This is a genomic window from Oleiphilus sp. HI0043, from assembly GCF_001634935.1.
The window spans coordinates 52,485-69,740 of the sequence record NZ_LWEY01001755.1 but is presented as its reverse complement, the minus strand read 5'-3'; the positions used below and the strand labels follow the sequence as shown (position 1 = coordinate 69,740).

10 protein-coding genes are annotated in these 17,256 nt (G+C 44.5%); all 10 read left to right on the top strand.

Translation table 11 applies throughout. The features are described 5' to 3' along the window. Positions 1 to 1,508 (top strand): methyl-accepting chemotaxis protein (locus tag A3729_RS27090; RefSeq protein ID WP_068634471.1); only part of this gene is annotated, 1,508 nt, incomplete at its 5' end. Positions 1,509 to 1,540: 32 nt separating this feature from the next. Continuing rightward, a complete protein-coding gene (locus tag A3729_RS27085) occupies positions 1,541 to 2,458 on the top strand; it encodes a protein-glutamate O-methyltransferase CheR (protein ID WP_082865245.1) in 918 nt (305 codons plus the stop codon). A gap of 36 nt (positions 2,459 to 2,494) precedes the next feature. Then, positions 2,495 to 10,090, top strand: a complete 7,596-nt coding sequence (locus A3729_RS27080) for an Hpt domain-containing protein (protein WP_068634470.1) — start codon at positions 2,495 to 2,497, stop codon at positions 10,088 to 10,090. Positions 10,091 to 10,096: 6 nt separating this feature from the next. After that, a complete protein-coding gene (locus A3729_RS27075; protein WP_197476144.1) occupies positions 10,097 to 11,191 on the top strand; it encodes a chemotaxis protein CheB in 1,095 nt (364 codons plus the stop codon). A 2-nt stretch (positions 11,192 to 11,193) separates the two neighbouring features. Further along, positions 11,194 to 11,649 carry a chemotaxis protein CheW gene (locus A3729_RS27070; protein ID WP_068507350.1) on the top strand — a complete coding sequence of 152 codons (456 nt, stop codon included), beginning with the start codon at positions 11,194 to 11,196 and terminating at the stop codon, positions 11,647 to 11,649. Then, complete coding sequence (locus tag A3729_RS27065; protein ID WP_068508707.1) at positions 11,646 to 12,563, top strand: diguanylate cyclase domain-containing protein; 918 nt, start codon at positions 11,646 to 11,648, stop codon at positions 12,561 to 12,563. Before A3729_RS27070 ends, A3729_RS27065 begins: the two co-directional genes overlap by 4 nt. Before the next feature lie 371 nt (positions 12,564 to 12,934). After that, entirely contained in the window at positions 12,935 to 13,834 is a 900-nt protein-coding gene (locus A3729_RS27060; protein ID WP_082870379.1) for a methyl-accepting chemotaxis protein, read from the top strand. A gap of 241 nt (positions 13,835 to 14,075) precedes the next feature. Continuing rightward, complete coding sequence (locus A3729_RS31915) at positions 14,076 to 14,246, top strand: hypothetical protein (protein ID WP_156490561.1); 171 nt, start codon at positions 14,076 to 14,078, stop codon at positions 14,244 to 14,246. A gap of 119 nt (positions 14,247 to 14,365) precedes the next feature. Then, complete coding sequence (gene folE / locus A3729_RS27055; RefSeq protein ID WP_068508709.1) at positions 14,366 to 14,923, top strand: GTP cyclohydrolase I FolE; 558 nt, start codon at positions 14,366 to 14,368, stop codon at positions 14,921 to 14,923. A gap of 62 nt (positions 14,924 to 14,985) precedes the next feature. Beyond that, positions 14,986 to 16,914 (top strand): ribonuclease R family protein, encoded by a 1,929-nt coding sequence (locus tag A3729_RS27050; protein WP_068508711.1) that lies wholly within the window; start codon positions 14,986 to 14,988, stop codon positions 16,912 to 16,914. Positions 16,915 to 17,256: the final 342 nt, after the last annotated feature.

The window sequence follows — 17,256 nt, the reverse complement described above, 5'->3', positions numbered from 1 at the left end:
TACGTAGTGTTAACAACATCCTTACGGGTGATGAAGATGCCGCTATTGCAGCCAACCGCTTCGGTGAAGATGCGACACTATTCGGACGTGTAATGAACTCCATGTTTGAAGGCAATGAGGCTATGCAGATTTCTCAGGTAACTGACGAAGATGCTATCTACGGCCTTGAAGCGATCGCCGAGCTCTTTGAGTTTGTCGACAGTAACGTTAAAGCGATACTTGAAACCTCTCCCGAACTATTCAAAGTACGTAACGCTGCTAACTCTATCTTCGAAAATTCTATCGCACTGAAAAAAGATACATCTACTCTATCGAACCAGTTCCAAAACCAGGCTGATGACCGCTTCTTTAACCCGAATACGGCTTATATCATTCTAGCGCTAATCATCATGTTGATTGTTTATGCTGGCTGGTACTTATACCGCGAATCTCAAAATCGTCTGCAAATGACGGAAGAACAGAACGAACAGAACCAAAACGCAATCTTACGTTTACTTGATGAACTTGCCGACCTTGCTGATGGTGACCTGACAACAGAAGCAACAGTAACCGAGGATTTCACGGGTGCAATTGCTGACTCGATTAACTTCGCGATCGACCAAATGCGTGGCTTGGTAAAAGCTATTCGTGATACCGCCTTACAGGTTGCTTCATCAGCCCAGGAAACACAGGGCACAGCGATGCAGCTGGCTGAATCTTCAGAGCATCAGGCGCAAGAAATTGCGGGTGCTTCTGCCGCGGTTAACGAAATGGCGGTGTCTATCGACCAAGTATCATCTAACGCTGCAGAGTCTACTTCGGTTGCGGAAAGATCGGTAACCATCGCGAAGAAAGGTGCTGAAGTGGTACAAAATACCATCCACGGCATGGACACTATTCGTGAGCAGATTCAAGAAACATCAAAACGTATCAAACGCTTGGGTGAATCATCTCAGGAAATCGGGGATATCGTATCCTTGATCAACGACATTGCCGACCAGACCAACATTCTATCTTTGAACGCTGCGATTCAGGCATCGATGGCTGGGGATGCAGGTCGAGGCTTCGCGGTTGTTGCCGACGAAGTACAGAGACTGGCGGAACGTTCTTCTGCTGCAACCAAGCAGATTGAAGCACTGGTTAAAACCACTCAGACAGATACCAACGAAGCGGTAATCTCGATGGAACACACCACGGCAGAAGTGGTACGAGGAGCTCGACTTGCACAAGATGCGGGTGTTGCCCTAGAAGAAATCGAAACAGTTTCGATGAGTCTTGCAGACTTGATCCAGAATATCTCTAACGCGTCACGTCAACAGTCATTGTCGGCGGGTCACATTTCTAACACGATGAACGTTATTCAAGAGATTACCTCTCAAACTTCATCAGGTACGACGGCAACAGCGAAATCTATCGGTAACCTTGCTGAAATGGCTAGTCAGCTTCGAGCATCGGTGTCAGGCTTTAAGCTTCCTGCCGACGAAGGTGACTCAGAGTATTCTGAGGGCAACGATGAAGGTATCGTGTAATAAAGCGAGCTGATTGGCTGTAGGTAGTCGCAATGGAAGCCCTACTGAATCCTGACGTAGCACAAGCATGCGAGTATCCGGGTAATGAGTCACGAATGAACTGGGAATCAACGCCTTTTCCTGTGCTAACTGATGCTCAGTTTCATCAGTGGCAAGCATTACTTGAAGATCGAACTGGGATGTACATCTCGTACTATCACCGGTCGCTTCTCCAATCGAATCTAATCATTCGAATGAGAGAGATTGCATGCGCTAGCTTTGACGACTACTACGCAAAAGTATGTGCCAAGCCAAGCGGCATCGTCGAGTGGAACACTTTGCTCGATAGAGTGATGGTTCAGGAGACACGTTTTTACCGAAATCCTGAGTCGATGGAGTTATTTTGCGAATATCTAACTGATCAAATTCGCAGAAAATCTCGAAACGAAGCGATAAACATATGGAGTGTAGGTTGCAGCTCCGGAGAAGAACCATATACCTTGGCGATGCTTTGCCAACAAATGCTTCTGAAAGAAAAAAGAGCGTTAAGTAACTTTGGTGTTACTGCAACAGATATAAGCCTTCCGGTACTTAGTAAAGCTAGAGAAGGTATATATAACGTTCGTAAGCTGGTGGACCTAGATCGCAGATTGGTTGACCAGTATTTTGAGCAACTCAGCCCCGATATATATCGAGTCGGTAGTGAGCTCAAACAAAAAGTCTGTTTCTCGATGGCGAATATGATTGATGTTGATAAAAGCCCTCTGAGAAACATGGATACGATATATTGCCAGAATGTTCTGATTTACTTCCGCAAGGAATTAAAACACAACATTCTGAATAGTCTGGTAGAAAGGCTGGCCCCTAAAGGGCTGCTCGTAATTGGACAAGGCGAAGCTGTCGATTGGCAAAATCCACATGTTGAGCGAGTTCAAAACAATCAGACTTTGGCGTTTATTCGTCGAAATTAACACACAAAAACAACGCATTTATAGATTGGAGAAGTTATGGGTAATAACCATGACTACATAGCCTTAGACTGGGTTAAAGGCGAAATTAAACAAACATTGTCCCAAGCTCAAATAGCGTTGGAGGCTTATGTCGAGAACAAAGAAGACACGCCTCAAATTACCTTCTGCTTGAATTATATTCATCAAGTTCACGGTACGCTTCAAATGGTAGAGTTCTACGGCGCTGCTTTACTCGCCGAAGAAATGGAGAAACTATGCCAGGCATTGATTGAAGACAAGGTCGCCAGTCTACAGGAAGCTCTAGAAGTCTTAATGGACTCTTTGCTGCAACTTGAGAACTATCTGGAGCATATACAAAAAGGGCAGCGTGACTTGCCTGTGGTACTGCTTCCAATATTAAATGATCTTCGTGCTCTGCAGGGCCAGCCTTTATTATCTGACACCTCCTTATTTACGCCTGACTTATCTGCGGCGGCGATAACACCCGACATTGCGCACAATCAGCGTATGCAGGACGAACAAGTTATTGCCAACTTGCGTAAACTTCGACAGATGTTTCAGTTCTCTCTTGCTGGCGTCATTAGAAATCAGGATCTTGCTGAAAACTTTTCCTACCTTTATAAAGTCGTATCTCGTCTCGAGAAATTTTGCCAGGGAACACCCATTGGAAAAATCTGGTGGGTAGCCGTTGGTTTCCTCGATGCTATTCGAGGCGATGAAGAAGGTATCAGCTCTGCAACAAAGCAACTCTTGCGTGAGCTCGATCACCAAATAAAACTGATGATCGATGAACCGCAGACCATTCTAGCGAAGCCTTTACCGACGGACTTACTAAAGAATTTACTGTATTACGTTGCAAAAAGTGCAATTGACAGTCAGCGCATCCAAGAGCTAAAAGCGTCCTTTAGCTTGGCTCAAGCCTTACCAAGCGAACAAGAAGTTGATGCCGAGCGTGAGAAACTGCATCGTCCAGGCGCTGAAACAATGAGCTCAGTTGTTGAGGTCTTAAGTGAAGAACTCAGCCACGTCAAAGAACAGCTAGATCTATACGTTCGCGATGACGATAAAGACAATACTCAGCTGCTTGAGCTAGTACCTCAATTAACTCAAATTGCTAATACCATGGCTGTTCTGGGCTTAGGTGTAGCCCGCAAGCTGGTGCTAGAGCAAATTAGCCGCATAGAAGAAATCGCTGAAAGCAGTGAACCAGCTAGCGACCAAGTATTAATGGATATGGCAGGTGCCCTGCTATATGTCGAAGCTAATCTGAGCTCACTCAGCGATGCGAGAGAACAGAGTGAAGAAGAGCAAAACGAATTTGTTGTACCCGCTGAACACTTCGAAAGTGCGCATAATGCCGTTATCTATGAATCACGAAATGGCTTGGAACAAGCAAAAAACAGCATCGTCAACTTTATAGCATCTCAGTGGGATCACGCCGAGATAGAGGATGTCCCAGACCTCTTAGACAGTATTCGCGGTGGCTTACAAATCATCCCGCTTACACAGGCGGCAAAGCTTCTTGAGTCTTGCAGCACCTATATTCGTGACTCCTTATTAAGCGATAAGCATATTCCTGACTGGCAACAACTGGATCGTCTCGCCGATGCGATTACCAGTATTGAGTATTATATGGAGCGCCTCTCAGAAGGGGCTCAAGACAATGACGGTATACTTAAGGTTGCCGAAGAGAGCGTCTCTAAACTTGGCTTTCCGACTCACGAAACCACAGAAGAGTCTAGCCCTGTCCTATCTCAACACCATATCTCTGATGTGGCTTCGGAATCACCCGATTCGATTGAGAAAGAAAGTGATGAAGGACTCATTGACGAAGATATTCTAGAAATATTTATGGAAGAAGTTGCCGAAGTCATGGACGAGATCCAGGTGGCTATGGCACAGCTTCGAGCAACACCTGAAGATCAAGCCGCTCTGCAAAACCTCCGCAGAGCCTTCCATACGCTCAAAGGCAGTGGCCGCCTGGTTGGCGCAAAAGTCATTGCTGAAATTGCATGGCCGATAGAGAACTTACTAAATAAACATCTCGATGCTGCAATGAGCCTAGAAATGGAAGTCTTCGACCTCCTCGATTCAGTTATTGAAAAGCTTCCTGAACTAACCGAAGATTTTTCCCAGCAGCGTGAATCAACACAGTACGAGCATCTAATAAGCCGCGCTGATATGTTGTCGGGCAACGAAACTCGTGTTGTCCATAAAACAATGTCCCCTGCAACATCGAAGTCTTCAGCAGAAGAGCAAACTGGGTCCGAAGCTACAGAGACTCAGTCAGCGTCAGAACCAGCACTACCTTCTGACAGCCTTGAACCAGAAACTGAGTCAAGCCCGGAAACAAACAATGAAGCTGCTGCTGAAGCAGAGCAAGAAGAGGACATCCAGGATTCCTGGGACGATGATGAAGACGATCTAATCGATGATGAAATCCTCGAGATTTTTATCGAAGAGGCCGGCGAAGTACTAGAAGCAATCGATACTCACTTGCCAACCTATCTGGCTGCTCATGACGACCAGGATTCACTAACCGAGCTTCGTCGAGCCTTCCATACCCTGAAAGGCAGCGGACGAATGGTTAACGCCAACATCATTGGCGAAGCCGCTTGGGCAATCGAAAATCTTCTGAACCGCATTATTGATGGTTCGGTAATGATGAATGAAAGCATTGCCGAGCTTATCCAATTAGTCGTCGATAATATTCCCAAACTAATTGAGTGCTTTGAAAAAAGACAACGCCCAGACTTTGATCTAAAGCGCGTTGAGAATCACGCTGCAGCCTTGGTTGCCGGTGATTTTGTTAAGCCTCTAGGTAGCTTACAACGATCCTCGCAAGAAACATCCGCAGCAAGTGGTGCGACAGAGGCTCCGAGCGCAGAACAAGGTACAGTTGGAATCGACGATACGCTACTCGATATATTCAGAAACGAGGCCACTTCTCATGTCGCAACTGTCCTAGAATTTGTTGATCGTGCAGCGAATGACAGTATCGATATTGATGATGATTTATCTAGAGCGCTTCATACACTCAAAGGCAGTGCAAACACAGCTAATATAAGACCGATTGCGGAGATCGCAGTACCCGTTGAACAATTTATCAAGGAAGCACGTGCTAATAACATTCAGGCTGATCAAGATATAGCCTCGATGTTATCGGATGCTATGCATTTTATTCAACAAGGCATCTCACAACTTGATAACAATCCCGATGGGCAACTTTCAGGTACGGATGAGTTTCTCTCTGGCCTTAAATCACTCCAGTCCAAAGTATTTAGCGCACAAAGTGATGAACTCCAGTCGCTTGAAGAAGCCTCACAAGATCCGCAGATTATCAATATCTTCCTCACCGAAGGTCTGGATATATTGCTGGATGCTGAAAGTATTCTTAACCAATGGGAACACAGCCCTGTATCCGTTAACGAGCTAACTAAACTTTACGGCGAAGTAAAAACACTCCACCGAGGCGCCAAGGTTGCCGGGCTTGAAAACATTGCAGAACTCTGTGAATGCCTGGAAAGCTGCTACGGCAGTATTGATATCGAAAATGATAGACCTAGCCCGGTTTTTGTTAATGATATCAAACGTGGTCACGAAGCATTGATCGATATGATGGATCAACTAGCAGCGGGTTTAACTCTAAACCTTGATAACAAGCTGCTTGCGGAATTACGCGAACATATTGCTGACCATAGCCATGTTATTGAAGATAGTCCGGTAGAAAGTCAAAGTGTATCAACTCAAGAAGATAGCTTAAACGAGAAGCTCGACCAGCTAGAGAAAGAGTTGGATGACGTATTACCTACCTACTCCGCTACCACAGATGAAGTGGAGGAAGAAGCAAGCGTTGAACTCGACGATGAAGCCATTATGGATGCCGATTTGGCTGAAATATTCCTCGAGGAAGCTAATGAGCTAGTCAATGGAATCAACCCTGCACTAGACAAACTTAAACAACAACCAGGTAATGAACACGTTATCCTGCAATTACAACGAGACATGCATACACTCAAAGGTGGTGCACGTTTGGCAGGCTTCGAAGCGGTTGGCGATTTAAGTGATATCCTTGAGAAACTATTTGAAAAACTAATCGATTACAAAGCTGATGCCTCCAGCCTGATGTTATCGCTACTTGAAGAGTCTTCGCAGGCTCTAGAAGCAATGCTTAAGTCTATCCAGGCTTTGCAACCTTGCCAGCCTCAAGATGAGCTGGTCACGAATATCACTTCAATTGTTGATGATTTGCGTGTTAACACCCCACTTGTTGAAGAAGATATCGCTCCAGAAAATGAACAGCCCTCTGAATCACAAACGACAAGTCCTAGCCAGGTCTTATTAGACTTGGATCCGGAATTAGCCGAGATATTTTTAGAAGAAGCCCAAGAAATAATCGACAGTTCTGGCGAACTATTGCACCAATGGGAATCCGACGTCTTTAATATCGAGGTTGTTGGCGAGCTACAGCGTGAATTGCACACCCTTAAAGGCGGTGCTCGAATGGCCGAAATCAACCCTATTGGTGATCTTGCACACGAACTGGAAACCTTATTCGAGTCTATTGTTAATAAGCAGCTTGATGCGACACAAGACATGACGGCTCTTTGCTTAAGCTGTCATGATGCCTTAGCTAATATGGTTGAAGCGGTTCAACAAGGTTCAGCTATCAATGGCGCAGATGAACTTCTCAATAAGATCAAGCAAGTCACCACTGGCTCACCAGTAGAGACTTCTGAGCCAGAAGAACTTGAAATCAAAAGCCCTGTTGAAACACCGGTTGAAGAGCCTGAAAGCATTGAAGTCAGTGCGCCTACAACCATAGATGAAGATGATCTTGAAGCAGACCTACTTCCCTTATTTATAGACGAAAGCAAGGATATTCTTTCTGCTGCTGCCGAGTATTTGGAGCACTGGCGCGAGGATGAAGACTTCATCGAAGGTATTGTTGAGTTACAAAGGGAAATGCATACCCTGAAAGGGGGAGCGAGACTTGCTGACGTTGACCCGATCGGCGACTTAGCTGAAGCCGTCAACACTCGTTTAGAGCAGATGATAGACGGTCAACTAAATGACCCTGAAGGCTTGTACCATGCAATCACTAAAGCATACCAAGAATTCACCGAAATGCTTGAATGCTTGATTCACGGAGAAGAATTAAAGCCTGCGCCTGAATTAATTGCTGAAGTGAATAAAGCGGGACTTAAAAGCGAAGTATCCAGTCCTTCCGAAACCGCAGCACCTATCGCAACATCTACGCTAGCACAAGCATTAGGCGACGATGTCGACCTAGAAGTGTTGGAGCTATTTGTCGAAGAAGCGCGCGAGCTAATCGAAGCGCTAGAAGAACAAATTTCCGAGTGGTCTAAGTCACCAAAAGAAGAAACGCCAAATTTAGAAATTCAACGCATACTTCATACCTTGAAGGGTGGAGCCAGACTTTCAAATTTGGCTAAATTAGCTGATGAGAGTCATGACTTGGAATCTCGTTTGCTCAAAGCTCAATCAAATAAGGAAGCATTTGAAGGAGCCCTTAAGGATTCTGTACTTAAGAGCCAGGATGAACTCCTGAAACTTGTCGATGAACTAGAAGCTCTAGCTTCAGGTGACGCACTAACTGAAGAACATGCAACACCTTCTAACACTAGCGAAACACCTAAAGCTGAACCAAGCAAAGCAGCCACGCCAAGTAAATCTATCGCTGCTGAAGAAACCGTCAAAGCAGCAAGACAAGCACCTGCGAAGAAAACCAAAACCTCTGACAAGCAAACACCAGCCGAGAATATTCAAGCAGTCCAAAAAGTGGCACCTCAAGAAACGATCCGTGTTTCTGCCAGCCTACTCGACTCCCTGGTTAACCTTGCAGGTGAGACCAGTATCTCGCGCGGTCGCTTGGAACAACAAATTAGTGACTTTGGCTTCACGCTGGAAGAAATGTCGGCAACCATTGAACGTCTACGTGAACAGCTTCGTCGTATGGATATGGAAACCGAAGCTCAAGTACTGTTCAGAGCCGAAAAAGAAGGTCTGAAAGCTCCCGACTATGAAGACTTCGATCCGCTTGAAATGGACAGATACTCTTCGATTCAGCAGCTTTCGCGAGCCTTAACGGAGTCAACATCAGACCTTCAGGACCTTCGAGATACCTTGTCTGACCGTTCACGAGATGCCGAGACTTTATTATTACAGCAATCCCGTATTAACTCAGAACTGCAAGAAGGCTTGATGAAAACACGGATGATACCGTTTTCATCAATTGTTCCAAGACTACGCCGTATCGTTCGCCAAATTGGTGGCGAGCTAGGTAAGCAAGTCGATTTTGATGCACTGAATACCGAAGGTGAAATGGATCGTTCCGTATTGGAAAGAATGGTCGCTCCGCTTGAACACATGTTACGTAACGCCCTCGATCATGGTATTGAAACTGTTAACGAGCGTAAAAAAGCTGGCAAACCAGAGAGTGGCACAATCACACTCTCTCTAATGCGTGAAGGCGGAAATATTGTCTTGAAGATGAAGGACGATGGCGCTGGAATTAACGACAAAGTTGTTCTAGATAAAGCGATAAAACAAGGGCTTGTACCCAAAAACACGAAACCTAGCCGCCATGAAATTATGCAATTTATCATGCACCAGGGTTTCAGTACGGCAGAAAAAGTGACGCAGATTTCCGGTCGAGGTGTCGGCATGGACGTTGTAGCCAGTGAAATCAAGCAAATGGGCGGCAGCATTGAAATCAATTCTGAGTTTGGTCACGGTACCGAGTTTGCTATTCGTCTACCCTTTACGGTATCCGTTAACCGAGCGCTGATGGTAAACATTGGTGAAGACTTCTACGCCATTCCTCTGAATACTATTGAAGGTATTGTTCGAGTCAGCCCTTATGAGCTGGAAGAATACTATAAACCTGATGCACCAATGTATGAATACGCTGGTCGCGAGTATCAGCTACAGTACCTAGGTAAACTACTACACAGCAGTCATCACCCTAAATTGCAGGGGCAACCACTACCGCTACCCGTCATTCTGGTTAGAGGAAGTGACAAGCCTATGGCGCTACAGGTTGATAGCTTGATGGGCAGCCGTGAGATCGTTGTAAAAAGTCTTGGGCCTCAATTTGCCAATGTTCATGGAGCTTCTGGAGCAACTATTCTCGGTGACGGTAGCGTTGTCGTGATTCTTGACCTTCCTGCGCTCATTCGAGACGACATGGCAGGCATACTCGATTCTCTAAGTTCTAATGAAGATAACATTATTAAAGAGAAGCAAACGAAGACTGTCATGGTGGTCGATGACTCGGTTACTGTTAGGAAGGTTACCACGCGCTTGCTTGAACGAAATGGCTACGAAGTTATTACCGCGAAGGATGGTGTTGACGCTATAGCAACACTACAAGATCATAAACCTGATGTAATGCTTCTCGATATCGAAATGCCACGTATGGACGGTTTTGAGGTTGCAACACTGGTACGGCATGACGAACGCTTGAAAGATGTGCCAATCATCATGATTACCTCCCGAACCGGCCAAAAGCACAAAGAACGGGCACTTTCTATCGGTGTGAATGAATATCTTGGTAAGCCTTTCCAGGAACATGATTTACTGGAAAATATTGAGCGGTTCATTGGCTAAATGAATGTGCCGGAAGCGAGACCTAAGATCGGTGTCATATCGGATTGTGCCTTACAAAGGCACGTTCTGAGCAAAGCACTCAACGCTTTTGGCTTAAACCCTGTTATCAGTTGTGAGCCCGATATGCTTGCACAGCAACAAAGTGAAAAACTCGATCAGATCCAATGCTGGATTTTAGCTTTGCAAGAAGATACTTTTGAGTCGGTAGCGTTAGATGACATCATTGACCAAGCAGACAATATTCCTGTGCTCTTTGGTTTGGATAAAGCCCCAGGAAAACACGATGAGCAATATATTTCGTGGGAACGACGACTAGTCAGTAAACTAGAAGAGCATCTTGGTTGCATTGATATTCTAGAATCAGAAGACTCTATACTCGCTCTAGACTCCCAGGCCACCAATCACGTCGCAATAGATAAAGCTCAGTCTAAGCCCGTTTTCAGCCAGCCTTCAGACATCGAAAAGGCACCCAGACTGTCTCATCCGCCATCTAAAGACGTTTGGGTTCTAGCAGCCTCACTCGGTGGTCCTGCAGCGGTGAAAGAGTTCCTGGATGAAATTCCATCTACGATCAGAGCCGGCTTTCTTTATGCTCAGCATGTCGATGCCCACTTCTCGGGCGTACTAACACGCGTCTTAGGCCGTCATTCAATGCTCGACCTAAAGCCTATAACCGACTGCTGTTTAGTTAAAGATGGCGAAGTTCTCGTCGTTCCTGTCGACAATGAAGTCTGCTTTTCATCTAATGGTGTCTCAATTAGAGACAATGAATGGGAAGGACCCTATGGTCCATCAATTGACCATTTATTAAGAAATCTGTTTGCGCATTATGGAAAACGTTGCCATGTGATCGTATTTAGCGGCATGGGGAATGACGGCTCGTTGATGGCACCTACGATGCATAAGCAAGGCTGCTCAGTATGGACTCAAGCACCAGATGGGTGTGCGAATGGCTCGATGCCGCAATCTGTGATTGATCTTGAATGCAGTGCATACACCGCATCTCCAAAAGACCTGGCTCGAGCATTAATTAATAAAGTTGGCTGCTACAGTGCACCTGACGCCAGTGCTAGCAATTTAGAAACAAACAAAGGAGTTTAATTGTGTCGGATGCTCAAAGTGTTATCTCTAGCCTATATCTACCGGTTAGTAATACCCAGCTCTTATTACCTAACGTTAGCGTCGCTGAAGTAGTAGGCTATCAAGCGCCTGAAAACCGCGATACTAAGCCAGATTACTTTCTAGGTCTTGTATCCTGGCGTGGAATCAATATTCCTTTATTATCGTATGAAATCGCCAATGGGCTCTCAGCAGCCAAGGTCACACCCAACTCCAGAATTGCGGTAGTCAATACTATTGGTAAACACCAAAAAGACTTACCTTTTTTTGCTATTGTGACGCAAGGTATCCCCCGACTTGTAAAAGTAGGGAATGAGATATCTCAACAGTCTGACCGTAAGCCAGGAAAAGCTGACTCAGCAATGATCACACTGGATGGTGAAGAAGCTGTAATTCCAAATATTGAATACCTCGAATCATTAGCCTACGAGAACCTATGACTAAAGCAAAAGAGCACCTAAATAATGCTGCACTCTCCGGGCTGCTATTTTTCTGTGTGTTCTTTGCTATTAGCTTGTTTCTTAACGACCAAATAGCACAGAGTGTCCTATTTTTCATCTGCGCGCCTTGCTTTACAAAGGCTTTCTTCACTGCTCATCTTTCATCGCCCTCAAGAAAAAAACAACTCTTGATAGCCTGCACCGCACTGTGGGTCTGCATTGATATAACGCTAGTCAGCCATAGCCTTAGTGAATTCTCATTAGTTTTATATTGGCTGTTCCCTTTGGCAGCAGCAACGCTTATTTTAATTGGGGTAAAGTTTGGCTCGATTTTGTCATTGAGTGCGCTATGCCTCAGCTTCCCACTAACACCTGAAAACAACAGTAGCTCATTTTTCTTTCAGGCTTTATCGTTTGCATTATTTCTTAGCTTATTCTCGGTATTACTTACTTACCTTACCAAGCTAGAGAAAGATCTAAAACTCGCCACTAGAACTGACCCTTTAACCGGTTGCACAAGTATTCCTTATTTCAAACACAAACTAAAATCTGCCACCGAACTTCAACGACGCTATAAGGATCAGGTCACCTGCTTAAGCCTTAGCAGCGAATGTATGATTAAAAAGTATCGCGATCACGAACAGTGGCTAGTGGAAGTATCGCAGATTTGCCAAAGCCGGATACGCCAAACTGACGTAATCTGTAACTACACCAACAAACGCTTTCTAATTCTTTTACCTAATACAGATCTTGATAATGCCCATAACTTAGGCAAAGACTTAATACAGGCTTGTGAAGCTTACAAGTTTAGCTACCTTGCCAAACAAGATGAACCAGCTAAATTCCACTATGAGCTTTCAAGCTATTCCGATAATGACGACTGGGAAAGTTGGCTCAGTCAACTAACTCGGTGATCAATTAAGCTTATTCCTTAACTTTTTTACCAATTCCCAAGCAATTTAAGAATTAGTAGCTAAAATAAATAAAACGTAAGCACGAAACTGGCTCAGGTTTTTTCATTCAATGCCGATAATAGCATTGATATGGTTGCACTGATGAACATGGCAAGAACAAGCAAAACGTCATTTATCCCAGTGCCGAAACTTTAGGTTTTAACACCCGTTAAAACTATGTTTGATGAAACCAGTGATTACCAGCTCTAATAAAACAATGAGCAGGTAACTAACTCGACCAGATAAGTAACAAACAATAATTTTTGGAATGCCGATACTTTTGAATAAAAAGGCATCTTCAGATAACGCAACAAGTATATTCAGGTAAGGTTATGTTTGGATTAAATAAGAATGCATTGAAAGTAAATGAAGTTGCGATCGACAAAGTCGAGCTACAGTCATTAGAGCAAAAAGCGGCACTGCTTGATCAGTTTTTTAGTCAAGACCCTGCCTCCCAGATTCAAGAGCTCGCAGCTAGCGTTAACGAGAAGCTACAAGGCGGCTCAGACTTTGCAAGCGGTATTGAAGGCAGTTGCCAAGGCATGGAGTCTCTCGTAGGCGAAGGTCTGGCGATACACTCTTCTGCACAACAAGCCAGTGACGCGACCAACCAGGCATCTGATACATCCAAACAATGTAGCGCCGACATGAGACAGCTTGCAGATAACCTGGAAACCTCATCTCGATACATCTCTGAATTTACATCTTTGCTGGAAAGCTTGGATGAAAGTAATAAAACGATTAGTAAATTACTTGAGTCGATCAAAGCCATTGCCGACCAAACTAACTTGCTAGCACTCAACGCTGCGATCGAAGCAGCGCGAGCTGGCGAACACGGTCGAGGCTTTGCGGTTGTTGCCGATGAAGTACGACAGCTTGCAAACACCTCAAATGAGTCAGCAGAAGAAATCCAGGGTGAGATCACCAAGATCACCGAAATATCGAACTCGGTTATCTCGAAGCAGCAAGAAGTTGCTGAAGTCGTGAGTAGCAGCGTAACAATTGCTAATGAAACCATGAGTAATCTAGGTGGTTTGGAAGAAGTTGCTAGCAATAGTGCTGACGTAGTTAACACCCTTACTTCCAGCCTAAGCACTCAAGCTGATCAAACAGAACAAATTAAGAACGCACTGCAAGGTGCGATTGAAGGCGCATCAATCAACGCTAGCTCTGGCAGTCTCGATGAGCAATTCCAGGCACTGATCGATCAACTAAATGACTTACAGCGCTAGGTCGCTATAAACGACAGACTTTCGTCAGCTTTCTTTACAAGCGGCCAGCTTTAGTTTTATATTCAAGTTGGCCGCTTTCAAAATTAAATTTTTTTCCCATGTTATCCTTTTGTTTTTATTTACTTTATTTTCCCTCTCAGACATGTTCAAAATACTTGGCAGAGTAAATGCTTAACTATTATTTACCAAACAATCAAGCTCAGGTCTGATAATTCAGGGTAACCTGAATGGAGGTAGTAAAATGAGCCAAAGTACTTGCCCCACAATGCAATGCGATCTCGCCACCTTAGAGAAACTCTACCAAAACAAGTGCCTGCAAGCTGAAAAAGCAAAGGCTGGCACCAATACATTTATGTACCAAGTTCTTAAAGCGGAAGCAGATAATATTCGATTCGCAATTGATCGGTACTAATTGTCTCTTACTTTCTGCTAAACGCTATCTGCAAATTAGGTTGACCAAGTGGGAAAAGGCTTTCCCCAGCTATTCCAAGCATGTAAAATCCGGCATTTCCCACATCTTCGGTATTTCTTATGCTTGACGCCTTATCACAAAATTATAAAGCCATTATTGAAAGTCTTGGTGAAGACAGCTCTCGCGAAGGCTTATTAGATACACCGACTCGTGCAGCCAAGGCTATGCAATTTCTCACTCAGGGATATCAACAAAGCCTTGATGATATAGTAAATAACGCGGTGTTCGAGTCTGACAATGACCAAATGGTTATTGTAAAAGACATAGAGCTATACTCTCTTTGCGAACACCACCTACTGCCTTTTATTGGCAAGTGCCATATCGCTTATTTGCCAAACGGCAAGGTTTTGGGTCTGTCTAAATTTGCTCGTATTGTCGACATGTATGCGCGACGCTTCCAGATTCAGGAAAACCTCACTCGTCAAGTGGCTGAAACAATCCAGCAAGTGACTGGCGCAAAAGGTGTGGCTGTCATCATTGAGTCAAAACATATGTGTATGATGATGCGCGGCGTTGAAAAACAAAATTCAGTCATGAACACTTCCGTTATGCTGGGCGCTTTCAGACAGTCTCAGGCAACACGTAGTGAATTCCTAACGCTCGCAACCAACTCTTAAGAACATGTCGCTGTGTGTCTAGGATCGATACACAGCACTCTTGCCACCAACAGGTATGATCAATGCTAAAACTCGACTCACTTAATCAACTCAAGCAACTCAAGCAAGATATCAAAGCTAGTCGCAATCTCTGCATTGGGACAGTTAAAGGTTCTGCTTACAAATTTGGTTTTGTGACACTTGATACCAACCGAGACGTTTATCTTCCACCCGATGAAATGGAGCGCGTACTCCCTGGTGATAGAGTAGAAGTTGAAGTCATAAAAGATGCAAAGAACAAAAAGGTCGCTAAATTAGAAAGGCTAATTGAAAGCAACACCCAGTTCTTTTGTGGCAAATACATAGAGAAGGGTAAAGCTGCTTTTGTTGAGCCCGATATCCAAGGCATGTGTCGGTGGTTTTTTATTCCTCCTCAAAAGCGCAAAAAAGCCAAAGCGAAAGACCTGGTTGTCTGCAAGGTTACTCAACATCCTTTTAAGTCAGGGAAAGCACAAGCAAGCATTGTCGAGCTAATTGGTACCGACCAAGATATCGGTATCGAATCATTGTATGCCAGCAAGAAGCACCGCCTGGAAACAAGCTGGAGCAAAGTCGAGCAAGAACAAGCAGATGCGATTTCAGAAGAACAGATAGCAGGTTTAAGCGAAGGGCGTAAAAACTATTGTGAACTTCCCTTTGTTACCATTGACTCGTCTTCTACGAAAGATATAGACGATGCCTTGTATGCAGAAAAAGCTGAGCAAGGTTGGTATATATATATTGCGATTGCCGACCCCTGCGCCATGATTGATGCCGGCTCAGCCATCGAGAAAAGTCTGATAAAACGCGCAAGTTCAGTCTACTTCCCCGGTCAGACTATCGCGATGCTTCCAGAAAAGCTGGGCAGTGATATCTGCTCTTTGGTAGAAGGTAAACCGCGTCTGGCCAAAGTAGTAAAAGCGACTGTAAGTGAGACTGGAGATATCGAAAGCTACGAGCTAGAACAAGCGCTTATTCAATCTCATAAAAAGCTTAGTTACGAAGTCGTTGGCAGCTTTATTGACCAAGGCGAAGCGCTAGACGAGTGCAGCAGCGATATTCAGGAAAGCCTGAAGCATCTTAAGACTATTGCCGATAAACGATCAGAATTCCGCAACAAGCACAACCTGATTCAAAAAGACCGTCAAGAGTTCTACCTCGAGCTGAATGACCAGGGAAAGATTGCAGAGATCAAACAGAAAGTATTCTCCAGCGCTCACCGTATAGTTGAAGAAGCGATGGTCGCTGCAAACTGTTGCATCGCAGAACTCATTTCCAAAAGCAAACTTCCCGGTATCTACATTAGCCATAAAGGCATACGTGCCGATCGCTTGGAAAGCTTGGATAAAGTACTGCAAGAAAACATTCCTGAGTACAAAGAAGATTCTTTAGCGTCTTTAGACAGCTTTGTTGAACTATCAAAACAGCTTTCCAGTAATGATGAGTTAACTCGCTACCAACTACTTATTTCTCGCCAGTTAGAGAAAAGCCAGCTAAGCCTAGAACCTGCGCCTCACTTCGGCATGGGATTGCAGCAGTATTGCAACTTCACCTCCCCCCTTAGAAAAGCCAGTGACTTTTTAGTACACCGCCAACTCGATGCGATTGCAGCCAACAATGAAAGCTACATTAACGAAGCTCAAATAGAAGCATTAAGTGAGAATTCGAGTAAAGCCAAAAGTGCCGTCTATGATGTTGAGCAATGGCTGAAGTGCCAGTATTTAGCTAAGAACAAACAAACCTTAAATGCTACGATTCATCGTGTCTTTTCTTCTGGTTTTCAAGTTCGTCTAGCAGAAACAGGTATTGAAGGATTTGTCTCAACCAAGGAGATGGAAGGGAAGTATAGCTTTAACCAAGACCTGCTTTGCATCACCAACAAAGAGCAGTCCTTCCAACTCGACCAAGCAGTACAAGTAAAACTCAAGCAAATCGACTGGTCTCGTAAACAAATTCAGTTCGAATTAGTTTAGACCGGCTACATCCTGGCCAAATTCTTGTCTGTCCTCAGCAGAGCCATGTAGGATATCTCCTACATGGCTTTAGGTTTTATCCTATTTTTTCCTACATGTGGTTTCCGTAATATACTCATCAAACGGAAGCAACATCAAACGGACTTGTTAGGGAAGGCAGGAGCCAATCTGAAGGATTCAGATAACTACACAGGGCAGTTGTAGATCAAGGAACGATAAGGCAAGGGACAATTGTGCTGCAGGAGCGGCTGAATAACTAAGGACAGTGGCAAAACAAGGATTTGTTCACGGATGTTCAATGGATACAATTAACTGATGGAACAGTAAAGGAAGCGCCTATTC